We start from the raw sequence: 22842 nt of genomic DNA, 5'->3' as shown, positions 1-22842 counted from the left end.
GGACGGCAGGAGCCGTCGGCCCCGGGCGCCGTGCCGTGCGTCCCGGTCAGCCGGAGGCCCGGGCGCCGTCCGTCGCGTCCGTGGAGTGCAGCAGGCGCAGGAACGCCTTCACACCCGCGATGATCTCCTGGTTGTCGGTGAGACGGTTCACCGTGGCCTCGAACTCCCTGCCCAGCGCGGCGATTCGACGGTCCGCCTCCTCGGCGCGTTCGTACGTGCTCATGGCGAGCGCGTCCAGCGTGCGGCGCAGTTCGGCCAGGGCTCGGTACTGTTCCTCGGTCTTCTCCTCCAGGACCCGCGTCCCGGCCTCGGTGCGGTCCAGTCGGCCGTGCAGTTCCACGACGTCGTCCCGCGGATGGGTGACGTCCTTGAGGAGAGCGCCAAGGCGCCGCCGGAGCTGGCCGAAGTAGGCACCCGCCGGGCGGAAGAACGTGCTCAGCAGAAAGAAGGCGGCGAACCAGTACCCCGTGAACTCGCCCGTCGCCCAGGTGACCGCCAGGACGAGCGCCGCGGTCAGGATGTGGCCCGCGACGGCCGTCCGGAGCATCGTGCGGGCGATGCGGGTGGCTTCGGCGTCCCGGGCAGGGGAGACCTCGATGCCCTTGTCACGGCTCACCGCGATCTCGGCGAGCACCGCGTGGGCCCGGAAGTACAGGTTCCACGGGAGCGTGAGCAGGAGCAGCAGCCACAGAAGACTCAGCACGCCCGCCCCGGCGGCGAACACCACCTGCGGCGGCGCCCCCGCCACGTAGGCGAGGACGAGTGCCCCGGCTGCCGTCATGACCGCCAGCACCGCCGCCAGAAATCTCCCCATGCCCCCGCCTCCCGGCTTCCGCCCCGACGTCCGGAAAGCCCATCGTCCCGGACCCGGTGCGGGCGGGCATGAGTAGGCGTACTCAGGACGCTGCTGGTCGAACAGGGGTGTGACGACAGGGCCTAGGGCCGAGGGGCCCGCCGGTCCTTGCGCTGCTCCAGTTCCTCGTCCTCGACGAGGACGAGCATCGGTTTGTCGGGTTCGCACATCATCGTGACGACGAACCGACTCGGCATGTCGGTGCGGTTGTTGCCGTCCTGGTAGTGGATCACGTCGCCGCCGGGCTCCCAGAACGCCTCCCCGGCCCGGACCACCCGTTCGGGTTCGCCCTCCAGCTCGAACAGCATCTCGCCTTCCAGCACGTAGCCGAAGGCCGGTCCGAAGTGCCGGTGCGGGGGTGTGCCGGGGTCTCCCGGGGGAAATTCGACGAGCAGTGTCATGACGTGTGCGCCGTCCGGAACCGAGGGCGGTTTCGCCTCCTGGATGACGGTCACGGCGGCCTTCCAGGCTTCGGATCGCCGGCCCTTGCTTCCTGGAGAGTTTGCGTCTGGTCCGTTGTCCGGCATCACGCGACCTCCTGTCCGTGCCTCGCAGCACGGGTGCGACACACCAGAACAGATTACTCTTTTTCTGTACATTCCAGCGATCAGAAGGGTGTGGTCATGAAGTTCACCGTCCTGGGGGGAAGTGGCCTGATCGGCTCACAGGTGGGGGAGCGACTGAGGGCGGCCGGCCACGAAGTGGTGTCCGCTTCACTGTCCAGCGGAGTCGACGTGATCAGCGGGAAGGGCCTGGACGAGGCTCTGCAGGACGCCGATGTGGTCGTGAACCTGACAAATTCGCCGACTTTCGACAACTCCTCCATCGACTTCTTCGAAACGTCGATGCGCAACGTCGCGGCCGCGGCCGAGGCGGCCGGCGTCCGTCACCATGTGATCGCCTCGATCGTCGGTGTGGACCAGGTGCCCGATCTCGACTACTACCGGGCCAAGATGATCCAGGAGAAGGTGCTCCGGGAGAGTCCCACGCCTTACTCGATCGTGCGGGCCACGCAGTTCTACGAATTCGTCGAGGCGATCATGTCCTGGACCACCGAAGGTGACGCCGTCCATCTGCCGTCCACTCCGGTGCAGCCGATGGCCTCGGCCGACGTCGCGGCGGCGGTCGCGCGGGCAGCGTCCGAAGCTCCGCTGCAGGGCATCCGCAATGTCGCCGGTCCGGGGGTCTACAACCTCGACGAGCTGGGCCGCATCACGCTGGCGGCGCACTCCGACGGACGCCATGTGGTCACCGACGAGGAGGCGGGCATGTTCGCCCAGATCAGTGGCGACGTGCTGACGGCTCCGAAGGACGCCGACCTGGCCACCACGACCTACGAGGAGTGGATGCAGCGGCAGAAGCAGAGGTAGCACGCGCACCGGGTCATCCACACCTTTCACACGGTCACACGGTGGGACCACCCGGCCCACGACTTGTCTCGCGAGCGAGATATGCTGGGTTTCGCGGAATAGGCCCCGCCCGATGGAGCACGTCAACAAGCAGTTCTGCCAGGCAGCGCCGTGCATTCCGGTGCACCCACCCCCACCGCGGTGCGCATCGACGATCTTCTCCTGCCATGAGGACCTTGTGGACTCCAGCAACGAGGCCGAACGCGGCCTGACCGACATCGAGGGCTTCCTGTACTGGGAGGCCCATCGCCGCACCGCCTACTGCCGCGCGACCGACTTCGTCTCACGCGTGACCGGGCTGAGCGAGACGCAGAAGGCCGAGATCGAGTCGTGGTACGTGCGGGAGCAACTCCGTGTCTGCCGGTCGATCACGCGGCACATCACCGACCACATCACGGCGGTGGAAGAGCATCACGCCAAGCGATACACCAGTTGCGCCGTGGTGCGTACGCCGCGACGGCGCTCTTCACCACTCTGATCCTCACCGTGTGCGTCGCTGTGCTGCTCGGCACCGCCGGGTGATCGCGTCCGTCGACGGGTGACTCATGGCGCCGTTTCGAGCCTCACCAGCAACTTACGCAGAGCGTCGGCAACGGCGGCCTTCTCTTCGGGTTCCAGCACGGACACCAGATTCCGCTCCAATGCGAAATAGGCCGCGATACGACGGTCCAACTCCGGCAGTGCGTCCTCCGTCAGACTCACCCGCGAGCTGCGCCGATCATCGGGCGAGGCGGTGCGGTTGATCCAGCCCGCACGCTCCAGCCGCTTGAGCCGGCCGCTGAGTCCCGCGGAGGAGACGATCAGTGACTCCCTGAGCTGACCGGGCGTCAGCACATAGGGAGGACTTGCCCGGCGCAGCGCCAGGAGCACGTCGAGATCCCCCACGTTGGCGATGCTCCTGCCCTCCTGGCGTCGCAGCCCGTCCTCCATCAGCTCCTCGGTCAGCCGTGCCGCACGGAGCACGCGCCCGATCACGCCACCGGAAGAGACGTCCAACTGGGGCCGCTGCCGCTGCCATTGCCCCAGCATGGCATCCATGCTGTCGCCCCCGCCCGGATCGATGTCAAATCTTGTATCCATGTTGTGATCAGTGTGAAGCGCGGTGCCGTCGGGAGGGCCCGCTGCATCGCACGGTGTCGGCATCACGTCGGACGGCGTCGCGTCGGCTACGAGCGCTTGGCGCGATAGAGACCCCGGCCGGTCCGCCGGATACGGGAGGTGCCGACGAGACGGTCAAGGGTGCTGCGGACCGCGTTGATGCTCCCGCTGTCGGTGTCGCGCCCGAGTGCCGCGGCCACGTCACGGGCCCGCACGTCCGCCTGACCGACCGTGGCGAAGTACTCGAGGATCTGCTCGGTGAGCTGGCCGTACTTCCTCTGCCTGTCGGCGTCGGCGTCGGCGTCCGTGTCGGCGGAGGCGGAGGCCTCCGAGTGGACGGCATCCTCGGCGGCGGGCAGGTCCGCCTGCGCCTGCGCGTTCGCCGGCGCTGCGGCGGTGGTGTCACGCATCAGGGCCTCGATGGCGCTGAGCGCGCGCTGGACGGAGCCGAGGTGGGCCACGACCGCGGCCAGTTCCCTCTCCAGTGCCTGCTTCTGCAGCTCCAGGCGTGCCAGGTCCTTGTGGAGGCTTTCAGCGGTGACCGCGATGGTATGCGGAGCGCGGGTGCCGGAGACCATGTGTTCCTCTCGTTCTCAACCCATTGTGTCGCGTCCCTGATGACGCGTACTGCGGTGCCGCTCGGCCGTGCACCGGAATGGGCGCCTTCATCATAGGCATTACGGCACCCCGGAAGACAGACGATGCGCTCGAATGCGCAACACGGTGCTGCGCGGGGGAGGTGAGCGCCACACGCCTGACACCGACTCGTGGAACGAAATGCTGTCACAAAATGTGGACGGGCCTGGTCAAAGGTGCAGACGTGACGGATCAGCTGTGACTGATCGCGGCCAGGAACGGAGACAGCAGGACGATGCACCTCGAGACGTCCCCCGAGGAGAGTTCCCTGGAGGAGGCCGTTTCCGTCTTCGTGCACTGCCGCCCGCGCCTTTTCGGCATCGCCTACCGGGTGCTGGGAAGCGCGGTCGAGGCGGAGGACGTCGTACAGGAAGTGTGGCTGCGCTGGCAGAAGACCGATCGAGCGGCGGTGGTCAGCCCCGTGGCGTTCCTGTCGACGACGACCACGCGCCTGGCGATCAACCTGGCCCAGTCCGCCCGTGTGCGTCGCGAGACCTACATAGGCCCGTGGCTGCCCGAACCCATCGACACGAGCAGCGACCCGCAGGTGGGCGCCGAGCAGGCCGAGGCTCTCGAACTGGCCCTGCTCCTCCTGCTGGAGAAACTGAATCCCACCGAGCGCGCCGCGTACGTCCTGCGCGAGGCGTTCGACTACTCCTACGAGGAGATCGCCGAGATCCTTCAGCTCACTCGTGTCAACGTGCGCAAGGTCGTGAGCAGGGCCCGCAAGCATCTCGCGGCGGAGGGGCGCAGGACTGTCGACATGGAGGACCACCGACGGCTCCTCGACGCCTTCGTCCGTGCGTCGCGAACGGGAGACGTCGCCACCCTGGAGGCTCTCCTCGCGCCGGAGGCCGACCGCCCGGACGACCGCGACGGCAGTCGCGAGGCCGCTTCCGACCCGGACCTGAGCGCGCCTGCCGCGGCGCCGCCCCCACGGCGCTCTCGTCGTTGCTTCCGTAGATGACGTTCGCGCCGGACAGTCCGGCCGTGCCGCGTCCAGCGAGGCGGCTCAGGATGGGGCGCCGTCGTCCAGCTCGCTCCAGGTGCTGAGTTTGTCCGGATTGAGGATGACGCAGATCCGCTGGATCCGGCGTCCGGTGACGCCCAGGCTGATGACGGCGGCCACCTGGCGGTCGGAATACACCACGAGACCGGTCAGTCCGTTGACATCACGGGTCTGCAGGCTGGTGCGGGGGCTGCTGGGCAGCAGTGTCAACAGGGTGCGGGTGACCTGGCGGCTGCCGTGCACCGGCGTGACCAGGGCCCTGACCTTGCCGCCGCCGTCGAAGACCGCCGTGGAACCCGGTGCCAGCAAGGACTCAAGGAGCGCCTCGTCCTCCGTGAGGCATGCCCGCCGGAAGGCATGGGCCACCTCGTCCTGCCGCTGCGCTCCCGGGGGCGGGGAGCGTCGGGGCCGGGGGCTGTCGAACGCCGTGTGGGTCTGTTCGGTGTCTTCCGGCTGCGCGACGGTGCCGGCCGCCGCGCCCGGCGCGATCCCGAACACCTCGTTGAGCATGAACGACGCCCGCTCGGCCGGAGAGAAGGACCGCAGCGCACGCCGCAGCATCGCGCCGACCTCGTGCCCGAGCTTTTCCTCCGGCTGTGCCGCCCGGCCGTTCCCAGGGCCCGTCCCGGCCAGCCGGGCCCGGCAGATGCTGCCGGCGACGTCGGCGAGCCAGGGACCGGGCGCTTCGATCCGCGCCCGCGCCGGACCGGGCAGCTCGTACCACCGCCGGTACGTCTCGGCGATGACGCTTTCGGCCGCACTGGTGCTGCCCAGCATCCGGTAGGCGAGTTCCAGCAGATGCCGTCGCTCGTCGAGCAGATCCACGAGCGGCGTCGCGTCATAGGCACGGTCCATACGGCATCCTCCCTCTCTCGCACGGCGCTACGCCGCAGCCGGGAGCCCTGGAGACTCAGTAGGCAGCTTGCTCGTTCCACATCTCGTGCGTTCTACAACTGAGACCGGACGCGTGCTGCACTTGTGACATCGGCCCGGCGGAATCGCTGCTCGGACCTGTCGGTGATCGCCTCGAGCGTACGGAATGCCACGGTGTACCGTTCCGGCTCGTGAATCACACTATGAGGGGGGATGCCCTGGGGGGACGTCGGTGAGTCTCATTCCTCGACAGCGGTGGACTCGGCCCCGGAACGGGCCAGTCGATGCAGCGCGTCGGATACGGACAGCATCTGCTCATTGATCTCCGCGATCGCTCGGAGCAACTCGTTGACACGTGTTTCGAGTTCGGCGGCCTTGCCGGTCAGTGCCTCGATCGTGGCCGTGAAAGCGATGCGGTTCTCACAGGACGGGGGTGTCAAACCGTGGCCTCCTGGGCGACCTGCGCGCCGTGCACCAGGTCAATGAGCGCATGGCTGGTCGCCTCACTTGTGCGATGGGTGCCGGCTCGGACGGGCCGGAGTACAGGGTGGCCCCTGCCGCGCGGGGGCCACCCTTGAGGACGCGTCTACTGCTGCTGCGCGAGCCAGTCGGTGAACCGGGTCTCGGCGATCTGCGCGTCGGGGCCGGGAAGAAGGCTGGCTTCCTCCAGTTCGGAACCGAAGTACTGGGCGTGGGCATCCGCCACCACGGTGCGGGGGTCGTTGTGGGGAGCGAGGCCCTGCTCGATGAACTCCTTGAAGTCGAAGGCCTCGGGACCGGCGATCTCCACCACGTCGTTCAGCGGCGCGCCGACGGCCGTGCGGGCCACGGCGGAGGCGACGTCGTCGGAGTACATGGGCTGGATCTTCGCGGTGGGGACACGCACCGTGTCGCCCTCCGTCATGGAGTCCGCGATGCCCGTCACGAACTCGAAGAACTGAGTGGCGTGGACGATGGAGTACGCGATCCCCGACGCCTTGATGAGCCGCTCCTGCGCCAGCTTGGCGCGGAAGTAGCCGTTCTCCTCCAGCCGTTCGGTGCCCACGATGGAGAGCGCGACATGGTGGGTCACACCTGCCTCCGCCTCCGCCGCGAGGAGGTTCGTGGTGGAGGTGCGGAAGAACTCCATGACGGCGTCGGGCGCGAACGAGGGGGAGTTCGACACGTCGACGACGACCGAAGCGCCCTTCAGGACGTCCGTCAGACCCTCACCCGTCAGTGTGTTGACGCCGGTGTTGGGCGAGGCTGCCACCGCCTCGTGACCGTGGTCGTTGAGCTTGCCGACCACCTTGGAGCCGATGAGGCCGGTCCCGCCGATCACTACAACCTTCATGTGATTACCTCGAAAATGCTTGATGGTCCGTGCACATGAACCGCGCGCGCGGCGCGGCTCATGAGCTCTGCACAAGGGAAGACAGAACGCCGACCGTGTTTGTGACAGGTCGGCCGAAGCGGTCGGCTACTCCACGAGCTTGCCGTCGGTCGAGACCTCGTGCATCAGAGCGGAGATCTCCTCCGGAACGGCGGGAATGGCTTCGCGGGTGACCCCCGTGCTCGGCGACCACACGAGGTTGACCCGCAGCTCGGGATCCATGTCCGGGTAGTCGCTGCGGTTGTGGCAGCCGCGCGTCTCACGGCGTTCGAGCGCCGCTTCGAGCGTGGCCCGCGCGGCCAGGGCGGCGGCCTTGAGGTCGAAGGCGTGCGCGAGGTCCTGGAAGCCGGCGATGTCGGGATGAACGCCGATGTCGTCCATGCGCTTCTCGATCGCGCTCAGCTCCGCCAGCCCGGTGCGCAGCCCCTGCTCGTCGCGTACTACGCCGGCGTGTTCTGTCATGGTGTTGCGCAACGCGCGCTGCAGGGCGCGGACGTTCTCGTGCCCGTCGGCCGCGAGCAGGCCGTCGACCTCGGCACGGGCCGCGGCCACCGCGGATGCCGACCGGGGCTGCGCCTTCAGCGACTCCGAGTACGCGGCAGCCGCCTGGCCCGTGATGCGGCCGAAGACCAGCAGTTCGATGAGGCTGTTGCCGCCGAGGCGGTTGGCGCCGTGCAGGCCGCTCGACGCCTCGCCGATGGCGTACAGGCCACGGACGTCGGTGCTGTGGTCCTCGGGCCGGACCCAGACACCGCCCATCGAGTAGTGCGCCGTGGGCGCGACCTCGATCGGCTCGCGGGTGATGTCCAGCATCTGCAGGTCGAGGAGCGTCTGGTAGACCCGGGGAAGCCGGTTCATGATCGTCTGCCGGGGGAGGTGGGAGACGTCGAGCCACACTCCGCCGTTGGGCGTGCCGCGGCCTTCCTTGATCTCCGTGTAGGACGCGAGGGCCACGCGGTCGCGGGTGGAGAGCTCCATCCGCTCGGGGTCGTAGCGGTCCATGTAGCGCTCGCCGAGCGCGTTGCGCAGGATGCCGCCCTCTCCGCGCGCCGCCTCGCTGACCAGGGTGCCGGCCGCGTTCTCCGGCTCGATGATCCCGGAGGGGTGGAACTGCACCAGCTCCGGGTCGCGGAGCCGGGCCCCGGCCTCGACCGCGAGCCGGAACGAGTCACCGGTGTTCTCGTCGCGTCGCGAGGAGGTGCGGCGCCAGATGCGGGTGTGGCCGCCGGCCGCGAGGATCACCGCGTCGGCGTGGATCAGGTAGCGCTTCCCGTTCGTCAGGTCGAAGCCGTAGGCCCCGAAGACGGCCCCGTCGTGGACCAGGAGCCGGGTGATGTACACGCTGTCCAGCATGGGCACCTTGAGCTGAGCGGCCCGCGCGACGAGGGTGCGCTGGATCTCCAGGCCGGTGTAGTCGCCGGCGAAGGCGGTGCGGCGGAACTTGTGCGCGCCGAAGAAGCGCTGCGAGATACGGCCGTCCTCCTCCCTGGCGAAGGCCATGCCGTAGCGCTCCAGGTCGTCGATGCCGCGGGCGGCACCCTGGGTCACCATCTCGACGGTGCGGGGATCGGCGAGGAGGTAGCTCTCCTTGAGCGTGTCGGCGGCGTGCTGCTGCCACGTGTCCCCGGGGTCCATGGTGGCCAGGGCCGCGTTGATGCCTCCCGCGGCGAGGGCCGTGTGCGCGTCCTCCTTGGCGCGCTTGCCGACGGCGAGGACGTCGATTCCGGCCTCGGCCAGCTCGATCGCCGCCCGCAGGCCGGCTCCACCGGTGCCGATCACCAGCACCATGGTGGAGAGACGTTGTTCAGTGAGAGACACGATTGCTCCGATCGGCTTGTTGGTCACTCAGTACGACCGGACGATCGAGGTATGTGTGACACATGAGCGGGCTTCCGGCGTAAGGGGCCGGAGGGCGGAGCGCCCGTCAGGTGACGAGGGTGTCCAGCGGGACACCGGGGTCGCTGAGGCGGGCGTCGTCGATGTCGGCCCTGGAGAGGACCAGGTCGCGGATGGGGTCGATGACGTCCCACACGTTGACGTTCATACCCGCCAGGACCCGGTTCCCCGACATCCAGAAGGCGATGAATTCCCGTGCCGCCGTGTCACCCCGGAAGACGACGCGGTCGGAGCCGCCGGGCTCGACGTAGCCCGTGTACTCCATGCCGAGGTCGTACTGATCCGTGTAGAAGTACGGCAGCCTGTCGTACACGGCCTCCTTGCCCAGCATGCTGAGCGCGGCCGTTCCCGGCTGGTTCAGGGCGTTGGCCCAGTGCTCTACGCGGAGGTGTCGGTCCAGCACCGGGTGGTAGGCGTTGGCGACGTCGCCGGCCGCGAAGATGTCGGCCGCCGAGGTCCGCAGATGCGCGTCGGTGACGATGCCGTCGCGTACCTCCAGGCCCGCTTCCTGGGCGAGGCGGACATTGGGGGTGATGCCGATGCCCACGACCACCGCGTCGGCGTCGAGGTGGGTGCCGTCGGCGAGCTGGACGCCGTCCACACGGCCGTCGGACCCGGTGAGGCGCTCGACCTCCGCGTGCGGGCGCAGTGCCACGCCGTGATCCCGGTGCAGCGCGGCGAACACCTCGGCGGCCTCACGCCCCAGCACCTTCAGCAGCGGCAGCTCCGAGTGTTCGAGCACGGTCACCTCCGCCCCGGCCGTCCGGGCGGCCGCGGCGGTTTCGAGCCCGATCCATCCGCCGCCGATCACGACGATCCTCGCCCCCTTGGTGAAGGTGGCCTTGAGGCGCTCGCTCTGTCCGACGCGCCGCAGGTACAGAACGTTGTCGAGATCCGCACCGGGGACGGCCAGACGACGCGGGGACGAGCCGGTCGCCAGGAGCAGCTTGTCGTATGCCACACGGCGCCCGCCGTCCAGCTCCACCTCCTTGGCGCCCGGATCCACCACTCGCGCGCTCGTGCCCAGCAGCAGCTCGACCTCGTGCTCCGTGTACCAGTCCTCGGAGTGCACGAAGATCGAGTCCCGCTCCTCCTTGCCCAGCAGGTAGCCCTTGGACAGCGGTGGCCGGATGTACGGCCGCTCCTGCTCGTCGCCGACGATGAGGAGCGGGCCGCTGTGGCCCTCTTTCCGCAGCGCCTCCGCCGCCTTGCCCGCGGCCAGACCACCGCCGACGATCACAAAAGTGTTCGAAGGGGACATGATGCTCCTCGTCTCAGATCCGCAGCGCCGCTGTGCGCTGCTGCGGGCCGTAGCTGTGAAAATCATCCTTGAGGCCGCCTGAGCGCGCCCCCTGTGACCGGTCGCCCGCTACGTCGTCCGGGCCTGGGAGCCGCCGGGGGGTGCGACGACCGTCGGCACGGTGACCACCGAGACGTCCCCCGTCAGCAGCCGATGCACAGGGCAACGGCCGGCCACCGTCAGCAGCCGCTCCGTGTGCCGGGGGTCCAGGTCGCCGGTGAGCCTGATGCTCTTGACGATCTGCCCCCGTGAGTCGAACTGCACGTCGACATCGACCCGGTCGAGAGGCCACCCCTGCCGGTCCGCATAGGCGCGGACCGCCATGGAGGTGCACGACCCGAGCGCGGCCAGGAGGACTTCCACCGGAGTGGGCCCCGTGTCCGCGCTGAGCGGCTCGGGCTCGTCGGCTGTCAGGTTGTGCGGCCCGACCGCGATGGAACGGGCGAGGCGCCGGCCTTCACGGACCGAAACGGGGCGTCCGGACATCAGTGTCCGCCTCTCCGGGGGTGGGGGGTGCACCGCTCAGGTCGGTGATCACCGGATCAGGGGAGCGAGTCGCGGGAAGGCGGCTCGCCCGGTACCAGTAGGACAGCGCGGGTACCGCCCGTGTGACAGCGTCCGTTTCGCGCGTCCCCGGTCGTCCGGCCGGGGACGGAGCGAGTGCCCGCCGTCGAAGGGCAGGGCCGGGTCAGCCCTGCCAGTGGTAGCGGTCGCGGGCCTTCGTGACCGTCTCCTGGTCGACAGCCCCCGTCCGGGCCAGCCGGTCCAGGGCCGCCACCACGATCGATTCGGGGTCCACGTGGAAGTAGCGGCGCACCGCCTCCCTGGTGTCGGAGAGTCCGAAGCCGTCCGTCCCCAGGGACGAGTAGTCCTGCTCCACCCACTGACTGATCTGGTCCGGCACCTGCCGCATCCAGTCGCTGACAGCCAGGACCGGACCTTGCGCCCCCGCGAGCGCACGGGTCACGTACGGCTCGCGCTGCTCACCGCGCAGTCGTGCCCGGTCGGCGCTCAACGCGTCGCGGCGCAGCTCCGTCCAGGAGGTCACCGACCAGACGTCCGCGTGGACGCCCCAGTGGGACGCCAGGAGGTTCTGGGCCTCCAGCGCCCAGTGGATCGCCGTTCCGGAGGCCAGCAGCTGGATCCGCGGCCCGGCACCGAGGGCCTCGGCCTGCCGGTAGCGGTAGATGCCGCGCAGGATCGCCTCCTCGATCGACGGTTCGGCAGGCATCGGGGGCTGCGGCTTCGCCTCGTTGTACACCGTCAGGTAGTAGAAGACGTCCTCGGGCCGCTCGCCGTACATCCGCCGCAGCCCCTCCCTGACGATCACCGCGATCTCGTAGGCGAAGGCCGGGTCGTAGCTCACCGCCGCCGGATTGGTGGACGACAGCAGGTGGGAGTGCCCGTCGGCGTGCTGCAGGCCCTCCCCGGTCATCGTCGTACGGCCGGCTGTCGCGCCGATGACGAAGCCGCGGCCCAACTGGTCGGCGAGCGCCCAGAACTGGTCACCGGTGCGCTGGAACCCGAACATCGCGTAGAAGATGTAGAACGGGATCATGGGTTCGCCGTGCGTGGCGTACGAGGTCGCCGCAGCGGTGAACTCGGCCGTCGAGCCGGCCTCGGTGATGCCCTCGTCGATGAGCTGGCCGTTCTTGGCCTCCCGGTAGTGGAGGAGCTGGTCCGCGTCCACCGGGTCGTAGGTCTGGCCGTCCGGTGAGTAGATCCCGGCCGTGGGGAACAGCGACTCCATACCGAAGGTACGGGCCTCGTCGGGGATGATCGGCACCCAGCGTCGCCCTGTCTCCGGGTCGCGCATCAGGTCCTTGACGAGGCGGACGAGCGCCATCGTCGTGGCCACCTCCTGCTTGCCGAAACCCTTGTGGAGCGCCTCGAAGGGCCGGGACGGCGGCGGTGGCAGCGGCTTGGCGACGACCCTGCGCACCGGGGCCGGGCCTCCCAGGGCGGCGCGGCGCTCCCGCAGATACCGCGCCTCCGGTGACTGTGCCCCGGGGTGCCGGAACGGCACCACGTCCCCGTTCAGCGCGCTGTCGGGTATGGGAAGCTCCAGCGCGTCGCGCAGATCCCGGAACTGGCTTGGCGTCAGCTTCTTCATCTGATGGTTGGCGTTGCGCGACTCGAAGTCAGGCCCGAGCATGTGCCCCTTCACCGTCTGTACGAGGATGACGGTCGGCGCCCCCCGGTGCTCGACCGCGGCCCGGTAGGCGGCATACACCTTGAGCGGCTCGTGGCCGCCGCGCGAGTGCCGGAACATCTCGGTGAGCCGGGCGTCGCTCAGCCCCGCGGCGACACCGGCGAGCGCGTCGCCGGTGAAGAAGTGCTCGCGCAGGTAGGCGGCGTCCCGCGCGGCGTACGTCTGCATCTGGGCGTCGGGCACCGCGCCGAGGCGGCGTACGAGCGCGCCGTCGGTGTCCTGGTGCAGCACGGTGTCCCAGGCCTCGCCCCAGAGGGACTTGACCACGTTCCAGCCGGCACCGCGAAAGCGCGCCTCGAGCTCCTGAACGATCTTGGAATTGGACCGTACCGGACCGTCGAGGCGCTGCAGGTTGCAGTTGACGACGAAGGTGAGGTTGTCGAGGCCCTCGCGGGCGGCGAGCGTCAGCGCGGCCGTCGCCTCGGGTTCGTCCGTCTCTCCGTCGCCGAGGAAGGCCCAGACCCGCGAACGCGAGGTGTCCTTGATTCCCCGGTCGTGCAGATAGCGGTTGAACCGGGCCTGGTAGATGGCCGCCAGGGGGCCGAGGCCCATCGAGACCGTCGGGAACTCCCACAGCCACGGCAGGCGCCGGGGATGCGGGTAGGAGGGCAGGCCGTTGCCGCCGGTCTCGCGTCGGAAACCGTCCAGCCGGTCCTCACGCAGCCGCCCTTCCAGAAACACGCGGGCGTAGATGCCCGGCGACGCGTGCCCCTGCACGTACAGCTGATCGCCGGAACCGTCCTCGTCCTTGCCCCGGAAGAAGTGGTTGAACCCGATCTCGTAGAGCCACGCCGCCGAGGCGTAGGTGGCGATGTGGCCGCCGAGACCCAGGTGGGAGCCGCGGGACACCATCGCTGCCGCGTTCCATCTGTTCCACGCCGTGATCCGGGATTCCATGGCGAGGTCTCCGGGAAACGGCGGCTGCGCCGAGGCCGGGATCGTGTTGACGTAGTCCGAGGAGAGGAGCCCGGGCAGCGCCACGCCGGATCGGGCCGCGTGCTCGTGGACGCGTCGCAGCAGGTAGGCGGCCCGTTCCGGCCCCGCGTTCCTCATCACCGCGTCCAGCGAGGCCTGCCATTCCGCAGTCTCCTCGGCATCACGGTCGGGTAGCTGGTCGAGCTCGCTCGTCGCAGCGGCCTCTACGGGGCGGGCCGGGTCACTCATGGCAGCCTTCCTGTCACGGCATGGGGGAGGGGGAACGGCGGTGACGGACCCGGACGTGTCGGGTGCCGGTCGCTCTCGCCCGACAACAGCGGCGCTGCCAGTGTTGTGACACCGTTGCACGCGACTGTGCCACCGACGAGTGCCGTCGTACTACTGACCGGGCCCCTGGCCGGAATGTGACACGGCCGGCCGGGCGGCAGGACGGTCACGGTGAGCGGCAGGCTCGCGCTGCTCGCGCGATAGTGGAAGGGGGCCGGGGACCTTCGCCGTGAGCCGTTGCTCGAAGGGAGCCCGTCATGTCGTTTCCCGAATATCCGACACCGCGCTATCTCGGGGACGGGGGTGAGATCAACGCGGTCTTCAGGGACGCCGACACGCCGGCCGACCTGACCGCCGGATCGGGCAACCGGACCAGTTACGTGGCGACGCATGCCACGACGGGCGGCGAGTTCGGCCTCTACCGGGTCGAACTGGTCGCGCGTTCGCCCGGACCGAGCACGCACTTCCACCGGTCGATCTCGGAGTCGTTCTTCGTACTGGACGGGCAGCTGAGCCTCTTCGACGGCGAGCGGTGGGTCACCGGGCGCGCCGGGGACTTCCTGTACGTACCGGTCGGCGGGCTGCACGCGTTCCGGAACGACTCGGACGCGAGCGTGACCATGCTGCTGCTGTTCGTGCCCGGCGCGCCCCGCGAGGAGTACTTCGAGCGGGTCGGGGAGATGGCCGCCAAGGGCGGCGAGGAGTTCCAGAAGTTCCTCGCCCGGCACGACTCGTTCTTCGTCGAGACCGAGGGAGGGCCGGGCAAGGCCTGAGCCCGCCCGGCGACGAAACGTCCGCCCGGCCGCGACCGGGCGGACGTCACCGCACCGACGTCACACGGAGGGCTTCCCCGTGAGGCGTGCAAAGACCTCGGTCGTGCCCGACGGGACGCTGACGAGTGTGCCGAGTTCCGTCGACTCGGCGGACGACGGCGACCCGGCGTCGAGCCGCGCCTCCGCGCCGGCCAGCAGCACCCGCCACGCCCCCGGCGCGCCCTCCGCCACGACGCTGACCACGTCACCGTCCCGGCGGGTACGGAACACGGCGTCCGCCGAGCCGTCCGCGGCGGGGACCGTGGTGACCGTCGCGACGCCGTCGGCCGGCGCGTGGACGCGCAGTGTCACACCGTCCGCCCAGTCGTAGACCGCCGAGTCGTCGCTGCCGCCGAACGGGATCACCGACCCGGGACGGGCGAGGAGCGGCAGGCTGTCGAAGCCGTACCGCTCGCGTCGCCACCCGGGACCCTCGATCCGCTCACCCGACAGCACATGGGTCCAGGTGCCTGCCGGCACGTAGTACTCGACCTCGCCGTCGGCCGAGAAGACGGGCGCGACGAGCAGGTCGCCGCCCAGCATGTACTGCCGGTCCAGGGTGTGGCAGCCGGGGTCGTCGGGGAACTCCAGCACCATGGCGCGCATCAGCGGAGTGCCGTGCTCGGCTGCCTGCCGAGCCACGCCGAACAGGTACGGCATCAGCCGGTGCTTCAGGCGCGTGAAGTCACGCGTGACCGCCACCGCCTCCTCGTCGTAGTCCCACGGCACCCGGTACGACTTGCTGCCGTGCAGTCGGCTGTGCGACGACAGCAGCCCGAACTGCACCCACCGCTTGAACACCTCGGGCGTCGGCGTGCCTTCGAAGCCGCCGATGTCATGGCTCCAGAAGCCGAAGCCGGACAGGCCCAGTGAGAGTCCGCCGCGCAGCGACTCGGCCATCGCGCCGAAGTGGGACTCGCAGTCGCCGCCCCAGTGCACGGGGAACTGCTGGCCTCCGGCCGTCGCCGAGCGGGCGAAGAGCACGGCCTCGTCCGCGCCCCTGGCCTCGGTCAGCACGTCGAAGACGGTCTGGTTGTAGAGCTGCGTGTAGTAGTTGTGCATACGCTCCGGGTCGGAGCCGTCGTGCCAGACCACATCGGTCGGGATGCGCTCGCCGAAGTCGGTCTTGAAGCAGTCGACGCCCTGCGCGACCAGCACCCGCAGCTTGTCGGCGTACCACTCGCGCGCGTCCGGGTCGGTGAAGTCGACCAGGGCCATGCCCGCCTGCCACAGGTCCCACTGCCACACGTCGCCGTTCGGCCTGCGCACCAGATAGCCGTGGCGCTTGGCCTCCGCGAACAGCGCGGACTTCTGGGCGATGTAGGGGTTGATCCACACGGAGACGCGCAGATCGTGCTCGTCCTTCAGGCGCCGCAGCATGCCCTCCGGATCCGGGAAGACGTCCGGGTCCCAGACGAAGTCACACCACTGGTACTCGCGCATCCAGAAGCAGTCGAAGTGGAAGACGCCCAGGGGGATGTCACGCTCGGCCATGCCGCGCACGAAGCGGTTGACCGTCTCCTCGTCGTACGAGGTCGTGAACGACGTCGACAGCCACAGGCCGAAGGACCAGGCGGGCGGCAGGGCCGGGCGGCCGGTCAGCGCCGTGTAGCGGTCCAGGATCTCCTTCGGCGTCGGGCCGTGCACGACGAAGTACTCCAGCGACTGGTCCTCGACGCTGAACTGCACCCGCCCGACGGCCTCGGAGCCGATCTCGTAGCTGACCTTGCCCGGGTGGTTGACGAAGACGCCGTAGCCCCGGTTGGTCAGATGGAACGGGACGTTCTTGTAGGCCTGCTCGCTCGCCGTGCCGCCGTCCGCCTGCCAGACGTCCACGGTCTGGCCGTTCTTGACGAACGGCGTGAAGCGCTCGCCGAGCCCGTACACCAGCTCGCCGACGCCGAGCGAGAGCTGGGCCAGCGAGTGGTGGGCGCCGTCATCGGTGACCGCGAAGCCGGTGCCCCGGGCCTCGGCGGAGGTCAGGACCCGTCCGTCCGCGACGAAGTCGAGCCGCCAGGGGGCCGAGGTGTCCACGCGCAGGGACAGGTCGCCTGCCGTCAGCTCCAGCAGTGCGCCGTCCCGGGTGACCTTGGCCGCGTGACCGGGTTCGCCGTGCAGCGCGAAGTCGGGGCCACGCTCGGCGGCCCCCGCGTGATGGGTGGCGCGGACGCCGATGACGCCCTCGGCCGGCGACCAGCACTCGACCGTCAGCAGCGGGCTGTTGAGGGTGTGGCCGCGATCGGTCACATGGCGCACGGGTGCGTAGAGGGTGAACCGGTCGTCGGTGACGTGGACGTCGGCGACCTCCGCCGCGTACGACGCGCGAACGCCGTCACGCATCAGCCAGTAGCCGTCGGTGAACTTCATCAGGTGTTCCTTGGGGTGGCGGTGTCAGGGGCGCCGGTGCGGGCGCGGTGCGCGGCGATCAGCTGCCGGTACCAGTGGTAGCTGTCCTTGGGGATGCGCTGCAGCGTGTCGTAGTCGACACGGACGATGCCGAAGCGCTGGTCGTAGCCGCGGGCCCACTCGAAGTTGTCGAGCAGGGACCACACGTAGTAGCCGCGGACGTCCACGCCCGCGCGCATGGCGGCCGCGAGAGCCTCCAGATGGCTGCGCAGGTACTCGACCCGGTCGGTGTCGCGGACGCGGCCCTCGGTGTCGACGGTGTCGGCCTCCGCCGAGCCGTTCTCCGTGATCAGCAGCGGCGGCAGCGTGGGATAGCGGCCCGCCAGGTCGACCAGCAGGTCCGTGAAGGTGTGCGGGACGACGGGCCAGCCCATGGTGGTGTGCCGCACGTCGTCGCGCCAGGTCTCCGCCGCCCGGACGTCGACTGCCGTGCGCGAGGCCGGGTCCGGGTCCTCGTACGGGGCGTCGGCGACCGTGATCGGCCGGTAGTAGTTGATGCCGACGAAGTCGAGCGGAGCGCCGATGAGGTCGAGGTCGCCCTCGTGCCGGAACGATTCGCCCGACTCCAGGAGCTCGCCCCAGGTCTCTGCCTCGTGCGCCGGATAGCGCCCGGCGAACAGCGGCTCGAACCACACGTCGTTGTGCAGCGTCTCGACGCGGCGTACGGCGGCCAGGTCGGCGGGCGACTCCGTCGCGGGCAGCAGCCGGTCGGGGTTGAGCGTGATCCCGACCTCCTTGACACCCGCGGCCCGCAGCGCGCGCACCGCGAGCCCGTGGCCGACGAGGAGATGGTGGGCGGCGGCGAGCGCGCCGCGGCCCTCGCGGGCACCCGGGGCGTGGCCGCCCGCCGCGTAGCCGACGAAGGCGCTGCAGAACGGCTCGTTGAGGGTGATCCAGCGGTCCACCCGGTCGCCGAGCCGGTCCGCCACGATCGCCGTGTACTCGGCGAAACGTTCCGCGGTCCCGCGCACCCGCCAACCGCCCCGGTCCTCGAGCGCCTGCGGCAGGTCCCAGTGGTAGAGCGTGGCGGCGGGAGAGATCCCGGCGGCGAGCAGTTCGTCGACGAGCCGGTCGTAGAAGTCCAGTCCCGCCGCGTTCGCCGGGCCCGACCCGGTCGGCTGGACGCGCGGCCAGGCGACGGAGAAGCGGTAGCTGTCCACGCCCAGCTCGCGCAGGAGGGCGACGTCCTCGCGGTAGCGGTGGTAGTGGTCGCAGGCGACATCGCCGGTGGCGCCGCCGGCGACGCGGCCGGGTTCACGGCTGAAGGTGTCCCAGATGGACGGGCCTCTGCCGTCCTCGTCGTACGCGCCCTCGATCTGGTAGCTGGCCGTGGCGGCGCCGAACAGGAAGCCGTCCGGGAAGCCGGGGAAGCCGGAGAACTCAGGCAACTCAGCAATGCTCACGGGAGAACCGTCCTACTTGACCGATCCGCCGGTGATGCCGGCGGCGATGTACTTCTGGGCGACGACGAGCAGCACCGCGGCCGGTACCGCGGAGAGCACGGCGGTCGCCATCACCGCGCCCCAGTCGCTGACGTGCGCGCCCACGAACTGGTAGATGCCGAGCGTGATCGGCTTCACGTCGTCCGTGGTGTTGAGCGTCAGCGCGAAGATGAAGTCCGACCAGGCGAACAGGAAGGTGAACAGGCCCGCCGTGATCAGTGAGTTGCGGCTCATCGGCAGCACGATCCGGACGAACGCCGTGAAGCGGTTCGCCCCGTCCACCATCGCGGCCTCCACCACCTCGGTGGGGATCGAGACCATGAACGCCCGCAGCAGCACGATCGCGAAAGGCAGCCCCAGCGAGGCGTCCGCGAGGATCAGGCCCAGGTACGAGTTGACCAGCCCCAGCTCCGCGTACGCGCTGTACATGGCGTTGGCGATGACGATGCCCGGCACCATCTGCGTGATGAGGGTGGTGAAGACGATGCCCTGGCCGCCGCGCAGGCCGAACTGGGCGAGCCCGTACGCGGCGGGCGCGGCCAGCGCCAGACAGACGACGACGGCGCCCAGCGCGACCCCGAGGCTGGTGAGCAGCGCGCCGCCCTGGGTGCTGATCGCCGTGTCGAAGTTCTTCAGGCTCGGAGCGGTCGGGAACCACTGGGTGGCGGCGATGCTCGACTCGGGCTGGAGCGCGGTGTTGAGCATCCAGTACACCGGGAAGAGCAGGACGGCGAGGATCAGCAGCGCGGCGGTGGTGTTCCAGGCCGAGCGCAGACGGACGGAGCGGGTGGGCCGGTTCGCCGGCACGGTCGTGGGTTGCTTCATCGTCGGTCACTTCCCCTTGCCGAAGTCGGCGCGGTTGGCCCGCAGGTACAGCACGGCGAAGACCGCGCTGATGAGGATCAGGACATTGCCGACGACGGCGCCCTGGCCGAAGTCGAGCTGCAGGAAGGACAGCTGATACGTGACCGTGCCCAGCGTCTGCGTGGAGTCGGCGGGGCCGCCGGAGGTGAGCGCCAGGATCAGATCGAGGATCTTGACCGTCGACATGAAGCCCAGCACCAGTACGACGGTGATCACCGGCCGGAGCATCGGCAGGGTGATGCTGCGGAACGTCCGCCACGGGCCGGAGCCGTCCAGCGCCGCCGCCTCGTACAGGTCGCGCGGTATCTCCTGGAGCCCGCCATAGAGGATCACCATGTTGAACGGGATGCCGATCCAGATGTTGACCAGGACCGCCGACAGCAGCGCCACACTCGGACTGCTGAGCCAGGGGACACCCTCCGCGGGCACCAGGCCGACCGCGTGCAGCGCGGTGTTGAGCATGCCGTGTTCCTGGTCGAGGATGCGGCGCCATACGACGGCGGACACCACCATGGGCACGAGCCACGGCAGCAGCAGTACGGCACGGACGAGCCCGGAGAGCCGGAACCGCCGGGAGAAGAAGACGGCGAGGGCGAGACCGATGGTGAACTGGCCGAGCAGCGAGCCGACGGTGAACAGCATCGTGTGCCACAGGGCGTCGGTGAACAGCTCGTTGGCGAAGACGGCCCGCCAGTTGTCGAGCCCGTTGAACGGGGCCTCGCCGGTGAAGTACGTCTTCGGTGTGTAGCGCTGGAAGCTCATCACGATGTTGTTGACGAGCGGATAGCCGAAGAACAGCGCCATATAGGCGAGTGCCGGGGCGACGAATAGCCAGCGCAGCAGCCGCTGGCGCCTGGGCGCCCGGTGCGTGCGCGTCCGCGTCGTGCCCGCGGCCTTGGCGGGCGCGATCGAGGTGATGGTGGTCATGGCCGGCTCCTCACTTCCCCGCCGAGGCCTGCTGCTGCGCCCGGTGCATGGCCTGTTCCGGGCTGGTACGCCCGGTCAGCACGGACTGGAAGGCGCCGGCCAGCGCGTCACCGACGACGGGCCATCCGGTTCCGACCTGCGCGGTGCGGGAACGGGCCGTGGTGACCAGGTCGGCGAAGGCGGCGAGCTTCGGGTTCTGAGCCGCGTACGCCTGGGCGGCCGCGGCGCGCGTGGGCACGTTGTTCACGGACTCGCCCCACTGGAGCTGGTTCTGCTCGGAGTTGAGGCAGTTGAGCAGCTCGCCGGCCTTCTTCTCGCGCGCCGGGTCGTCCTCGTTCTTCGGTACGGCCATCACGGTGCCGCCGATGGGTGGTACGGCGGCCTTGCCCGCCTCGGGCACGGGGATGCTCGCGACGGCCCAGTCCACGTTCTTCTGGGCGCTGAGGACCGGCACCTGCCACGGGCCGTTGATCATCATGGCCGCGCGACCCGCCACGAACTGGTCGTTGACGTCCTGCTGGTTCCAGTTGACGACCGACCTCGACGCGGAGCCGTCCGCCACGAGGTCCTTCCAGAGCTGGAGCGCGGCCTCGCCCTTGCCGTTGTCGAGCTTCGCCTCGTCGCCGCCGGCGGACCAGAAGAAGGGCAGGAACTGGTACACGCCGTCCGCGTTGGGACTCGCGCTGAACGCCATCCCGTAGGTGTCGCCCGCGGTCAGCTTCTTCGCGGCCTCGCGCAGCTCGGCCCAGGTCCGGGGCGGGTCGATGCCCGCGTCCTGGAGGAGCTCGGTGTTGTAGATCAGGGCGAGCGAGTTGACGGAGCGCGCGATGCCGTACTGGACACCGTCGTAACTGCCGAGGGAGGTGGCGCTCGCGGAGAAGCCGGACGTGTCGACGCCGGCCTCCTTCAGCGGGCGCAGTCCCTCGGTCTGTGCGAACTGCGGCAGCTCCGAGCCGTCGAGCTCCAGGATGTCGGTCAGGGAGTCGGACGACGCCATCCGCAGCACCTTCGACGCGACCTGGTCGGCGGGCACACTGACCTGTTCCACCTTCACGCCCAGAGGCTTGGCGCATCGGTCGAAGAACTGCTGGTTGGCGGTGTGCTCGGCGGTGTCGGTCGCCGAGTTGAGCACGGTGACGGTGCCCGGGTCGGGCTCCGCGGCGCAGCCGGTCAGGCCGAGTGCGGCGGTGGCGCAGGCGAGCGTCGCGGCGAGCGCGGGAACGCGCAGGCCTCCGGCTCTCGCGGCTCCAGCTCTGATGCGTCCTGCTAGGGACGGCATGGTCGTCTCTCCCTTACATGTGCGGCTCTGGACATGCAGTGATCTGGCGCGGGCAGGTCGGGCCGTCCCGTTGCGTCCGGACGGCCCGGCCTGCTCAGCCGCCGGCCGGCGGGGCGATGGTGGGCCCGGCCATCCGGGGCTGGATCGGGTGGTACGGCGCTCCGGGGGACGCGTTCGAGGCGGGTGCCTCGGGTGCGTCGCGGGTCTTCGCGCGGAGCGGGGCGGAGGGGGACTTCGTGGTGCCGCAGCCGAGCTCGACCGCCTCGATGGCGAGTCGGGCCACGGCCGCGGACATCTCGGCGACGGGCAGGTCGATCCGGGGCAGATGCCGGATGCCCAGTTCGTCTGGGAGGCTGCCGACGAGGACGAGGGACAGGTCGTCGGGGATCCGCCGCCCGGCCGAGGCCACCGCGTCCAGCAGGTGGGGGAGGAGGATCAGGTGCTGGACGACCAGCGCGGTCGGCGCGGGGCCGGCGGTCAGCGCCTCGCGCAGCCGGCGCCCGAGGACGTCCGGATCGCGGTGCGAGGAGACCACGCGCACCTCCGCGCCGGTCTCGTGGGCCGCGCGCCGGGCGCCGTCGAGGCCGTGCAGCGCGTAACCGCGGCGGGCGGCGATCTCGTGCTCGGCGGACGACAGGAAGACGATCCGCCGGTGGCCGGCCGCCGCGGTCTCGTGCAGCGCGAGGGCGACGGCGGCCTCCCAGTCGAGATCCGTCCAGGGCAGTCCGGCATTGCCGTCATGGCCGAGCAGCGCGGCGGGGAAGCCGAGCTCGTGCAGGACCTCTATGCGGGGATCGCGCTCCTCGACCGCCATCAGCACCGCCGCGTCCGCGAGCCCGCTGCGGGCCACCCGGCGCAGGCCGCCGACGCCGTCCTCGTCGGTGATGAGAAGGACGTCGTGGTCGTGGCCGCGGGCGGCGTCGGTGACGTCGACGGCGAACCGGCCGTCGATCGCGCGGTACTCACCGGGCACGCGCGGCACCGCCAGCGCGAGCACGCGGGTACGGGCACTGCGCAGCGTGCGGGCACTGGCACGCGGGTGGTAGCCGAGCTCGTCGATGGCGGCCCGGACCGCCCGCCGGGTGTCCTCGGAGATCTTGCGTGAGCCGCTCAGAACGTAGGAGACGGTACTCGGCGCCACACCCGCCCGTTCGGCAACGTCCTTGATCGTGGCCATGTCCCGCCCCTGTCCGCCCGTCACAGCTCTGTCCGGTTCAGATCGTCGAATCGATTCGACAATCGACGACACGC

The 22842-nt window shown here is 69.9% G+C and carries 20 protein-coding genes and 1 pseudogene; 4 read left to right on the top strand and 17 right to left on the bottom strand.

Translation table 11 applies throughout. The features are described 5' to 3' along the window. Positions 1-46: 46 nt before the first annotated feature. Both ACFV6X_RS33405 and ACFV6X_RS33400 read right to left on the bottom strand, forming a co-directional pair. Positions 47-814, bottom strand: a complete 768-nt coding sequence (locus tag ACFV6X_RS33405) for a hypothetical protein (RefSeq protein ID WP_385389995.1) — start codon at positions 812-814, stop codon at positions 47-49. Positions 815-936: 122 nt separating this feature from the next. Continuing rightward, positions 937-1380: a cupin domain-containing protein gene (locus ACFV6X_RS33400; protein ID WP_385389994.1), complete on the bottom strand. Its 444-nt coding sequence runs from the start codon at positions 1378-1380 to the stop codon at positions 937-939. A gap of 96 nt (positions 1381-1476) precedes the next feature. Here ACFV6X_RS33400 and ACFV6X_RS33395 point away from each other — a divergent pair, with 96 nt between their 5' ends. Together ACFV6X_RS33395 and ACFV6X_RS33390 are read left to right on the top strand one after the other, a co-directional pair. Beyond that, complete coding sequence (locus ACFV6X_RS33395) at positions 1477-2223, top strand: SDR family oxidoreductase (RefSeq protein WP_385389993.1); 747 nt, start codon at positions 1477-1479, stop codon at positions 2221-2223. Positions 2224-2440: 217 nt separating this feature from the next. Beyond that, positions 2441-2740 (top strand): hypothetical protein, encoded by a 300-nt coding sequence (locus ACFV6X_RS33390; protein WP_385389992.1) that lies wholly within the window; start codon positions 2441-2443, stop codon positions 2738-2740. Positions 2741-2805: 65 nt separating this feature from the next. Here ACFV6X_RS33390 and ACFV6X_RS33385 read toward each other — a convergent pair whose 3' ends face one another. After that, positions 2806-3342, bottom strand: a complete 537-nt coding sequence (locus ACFV6X_RS33385; RefSeq protein WP_385389990.1) for a MarR family winged helix-turn-helix transcriptional regulator — start codon at positions 3340-3342, stop codon at positions 2806-2808. Positions 3343-3428: 86 nt separating this feature from the next. Then, positions 3429-3938 carry a hypothetical protein gene (locus tag ACFV6X_RS33380; protein ID WP_385389989.1) on the bottom strand — a complete coding sequence of 170 codons (510 nt, stop codon included), beginning with the start codon at positions 3936-3938 and terminating at the stop codon, positions 3429-3431. A 293-nt stretch (positions 3939-4231) separates the two neighbouring features. On the opposite strand from ACFV6X_RS33380, the pseudogene ACFV6X_RS33375 reads away from it, so the two are divergent. Beyond that, positions 4232-4924 (top strand): annotated as a pseudogene (locus ACFV6X_RS33375) (sigma-70 family RNA polymerase sigma factor); the annotation flags it as partial. Positions 4925-5008: 84 nt separating this feature from the next. On the opposite strand, the gene ACFV6X_RS33370 reads toward ACFV6X_RS33375, so the two are convergent. The 7 genes from ACFV6X_RS33370 to aceE form a co-directional block, all read right to left on the bottom strand. Beyond that, positions 5009-5860: an RNA polymerase subunit sigma gene (locus ACFV6X_RS33370; RefSeq protein ID WP_385389987.1), complete on the bottom strand. Its 852-nt coding sequence runs from the start codon at positions 5858-5860 to the stop codon at positions 5009-5011. Between the two features lie 257 nt (positions 5861-6117). Then, positions 6118-6318, bottom strand: coding sequence for a hypothetical protein (locus ACFV6X_RS33365; protein ID WP_385389986.1), 201 nt, complete (start codon positions 6316-6318; stop codon positions 6118-6120). 146 nt (positions 6319-6464) lie between these two features. Beyond that, on the bottom strand, positions 6465-7211 hold the full coding sequence (locus ACFV6X_RS33360) for an SDR family oxidoreductase (RefSeq protein ID WP_385389985.1): 747 nt from the start codon (positions 7209-7211) through the stop codon (positions 6465-6467). A gap of 126 nt (positions 7212-7337) precedes the next feature. Further along, complete coding sequence (locus ACFV6X_RS33355) at positions 7338-9038, bottom strand: FAD-binding protein (protein ID WP_385389997.1); 1701 nt, start codon at positions 9036-9038, stop codon at positions 7338-7340. A 136-nt stretch (positions 9039-9174) separates the two neighbouring features. Further along, entirely contained in the window at positions 9175-10407 is a 1233-nt protein-coding gene (locus ACFV6X_RS33350) for an NAD(P)/FAD-dependent oxidoreductase (RefSeq protein ID WP_385389984.1), read from the bottom strand. A gap of 108 nt (positions 10408-10515) precedes the next feature. Continuing rightward, a complete protein-coding gene (locus ACFV6X_RS33345; protein WP_385389983.1) occupies positions 10516-10932 on the bottom strand; it encodes an OsmC family protein in 417 nt (138 codons plus the stop codon). A 202-nt stretch (positions 10933-11134) separates the two neighbouring features. Next, entirely contained in the window at positions 11135-13822 is a 2688-nt protein-coding gene (gene aceE, locus ACFV6X_RS33340) for a pyruvate dehydrogenase (acetyl-transferring), homodimeric type (RefSeq protein ID WP_385389982.1), read from the bottom strand. Positions 13823-14118: 296 nt separating this feature from the next. On the opposite strand from aceE, the gene ACFV6X_RS33335 reads away from it, so the two are divergent. Further along, positions 14119-14634 (top strand): cupin domain-containing protein, encoded by a 516-nt coding sequence (locus ACFV6X_RS33335; protein ID WP_385389981.1) that lies wholly within the window; start codon positions 14119-14121, stop codon positions 14632-14634. Positions 14635-14694: 60 nt separating this feature from the next. On the opposite strand, the gene yicI is transcribed toward ACFV6X_RS33335, so the two are convergent. The 6 genes from yicI to ACFV6X_RS33305 form a co-directional block, all read right to left on the bottom strand. Beyond that, complete coding sequence (yicI, locus tag ACFV6X_RS33330; protein ID WP_385389979.1) at positions 14695-17040, bottom strand: alpha-xylosidase; 2346 nt, start codon at positions 17038-17040, stop codon at positions 14695-14697. Continuing rightward, a complete protein-coding gene (locus ACFV6X_RS33325) occupies positions 17040-18482 on the bottom strand; it encodes a GH1 family beta-glucosidase (protein ID WP_385389978.1) in 1443 nt (480 codons plus the stop codon). Before ACFV6X_RS33325 ends, yicI begins: the two co-directional genes overlap by 1 nt. A 12-nt stretch (positions 18483-18494) precedes the next feature. Then, positions 18495-19346, bottom strand: a complete 852-nt coding sequence (locus ACFV6X_RS33320) for a carbohydrate ABC transporter permease (protein WP_385389976.1) — start codon at positions 19344-19346, stop codon at positions 18495-18497. 6 nt (positions 19347-19352) lie between these two features. Beyond that, a complete protein-coding gene (locus tag ACFV6X_RS33315) occupies positions 19353-20312 on the bottom strand; it encodes a carbohydrate ABC transporter permease (protein WP_385389974.1) in 960 nt (319 codons plus the stop codon). Between the two features lie 10 nt (positions 20313-20322). Beyond that, positions 20323-21591, bottom strand: a complete 1269-nt coding sequence (locus ACFV6X_RS33310) for an ABC transporter substrate-binding protein (protein ID WP_385389972.1) — start codon at positions 21589-21591, stop codon at positions 20323-20325. Positions 21592-21685: 94 nt separating this feature from the next. Next, the gene (locus tag ACFV6X_RS33305; protein ID WP_385389970.1) at positions 21686-22768 is read right to left on the bottom strand and encodes a LacI family DNA-binding transcriptional regulator; all 1083 of its coding nucleotides are present in this window, start codon (positions 22766-22768) and stop codon (positions 21686-21688) included. Positions 22769-22842 lie beyond the last annotated feature (74 nt).

Source organism: Streptomyces sp. NPDC059861 (genome assembly GCF_042731435.1).
GTDB lineage: Bacteria > Actinomycetota > Actinomycetes > Streptomycetales > Streptomycetaceae > Streptomyces.
This window is presented reverse-complemented; position numbering and strand designations above follow the sequence as displayed.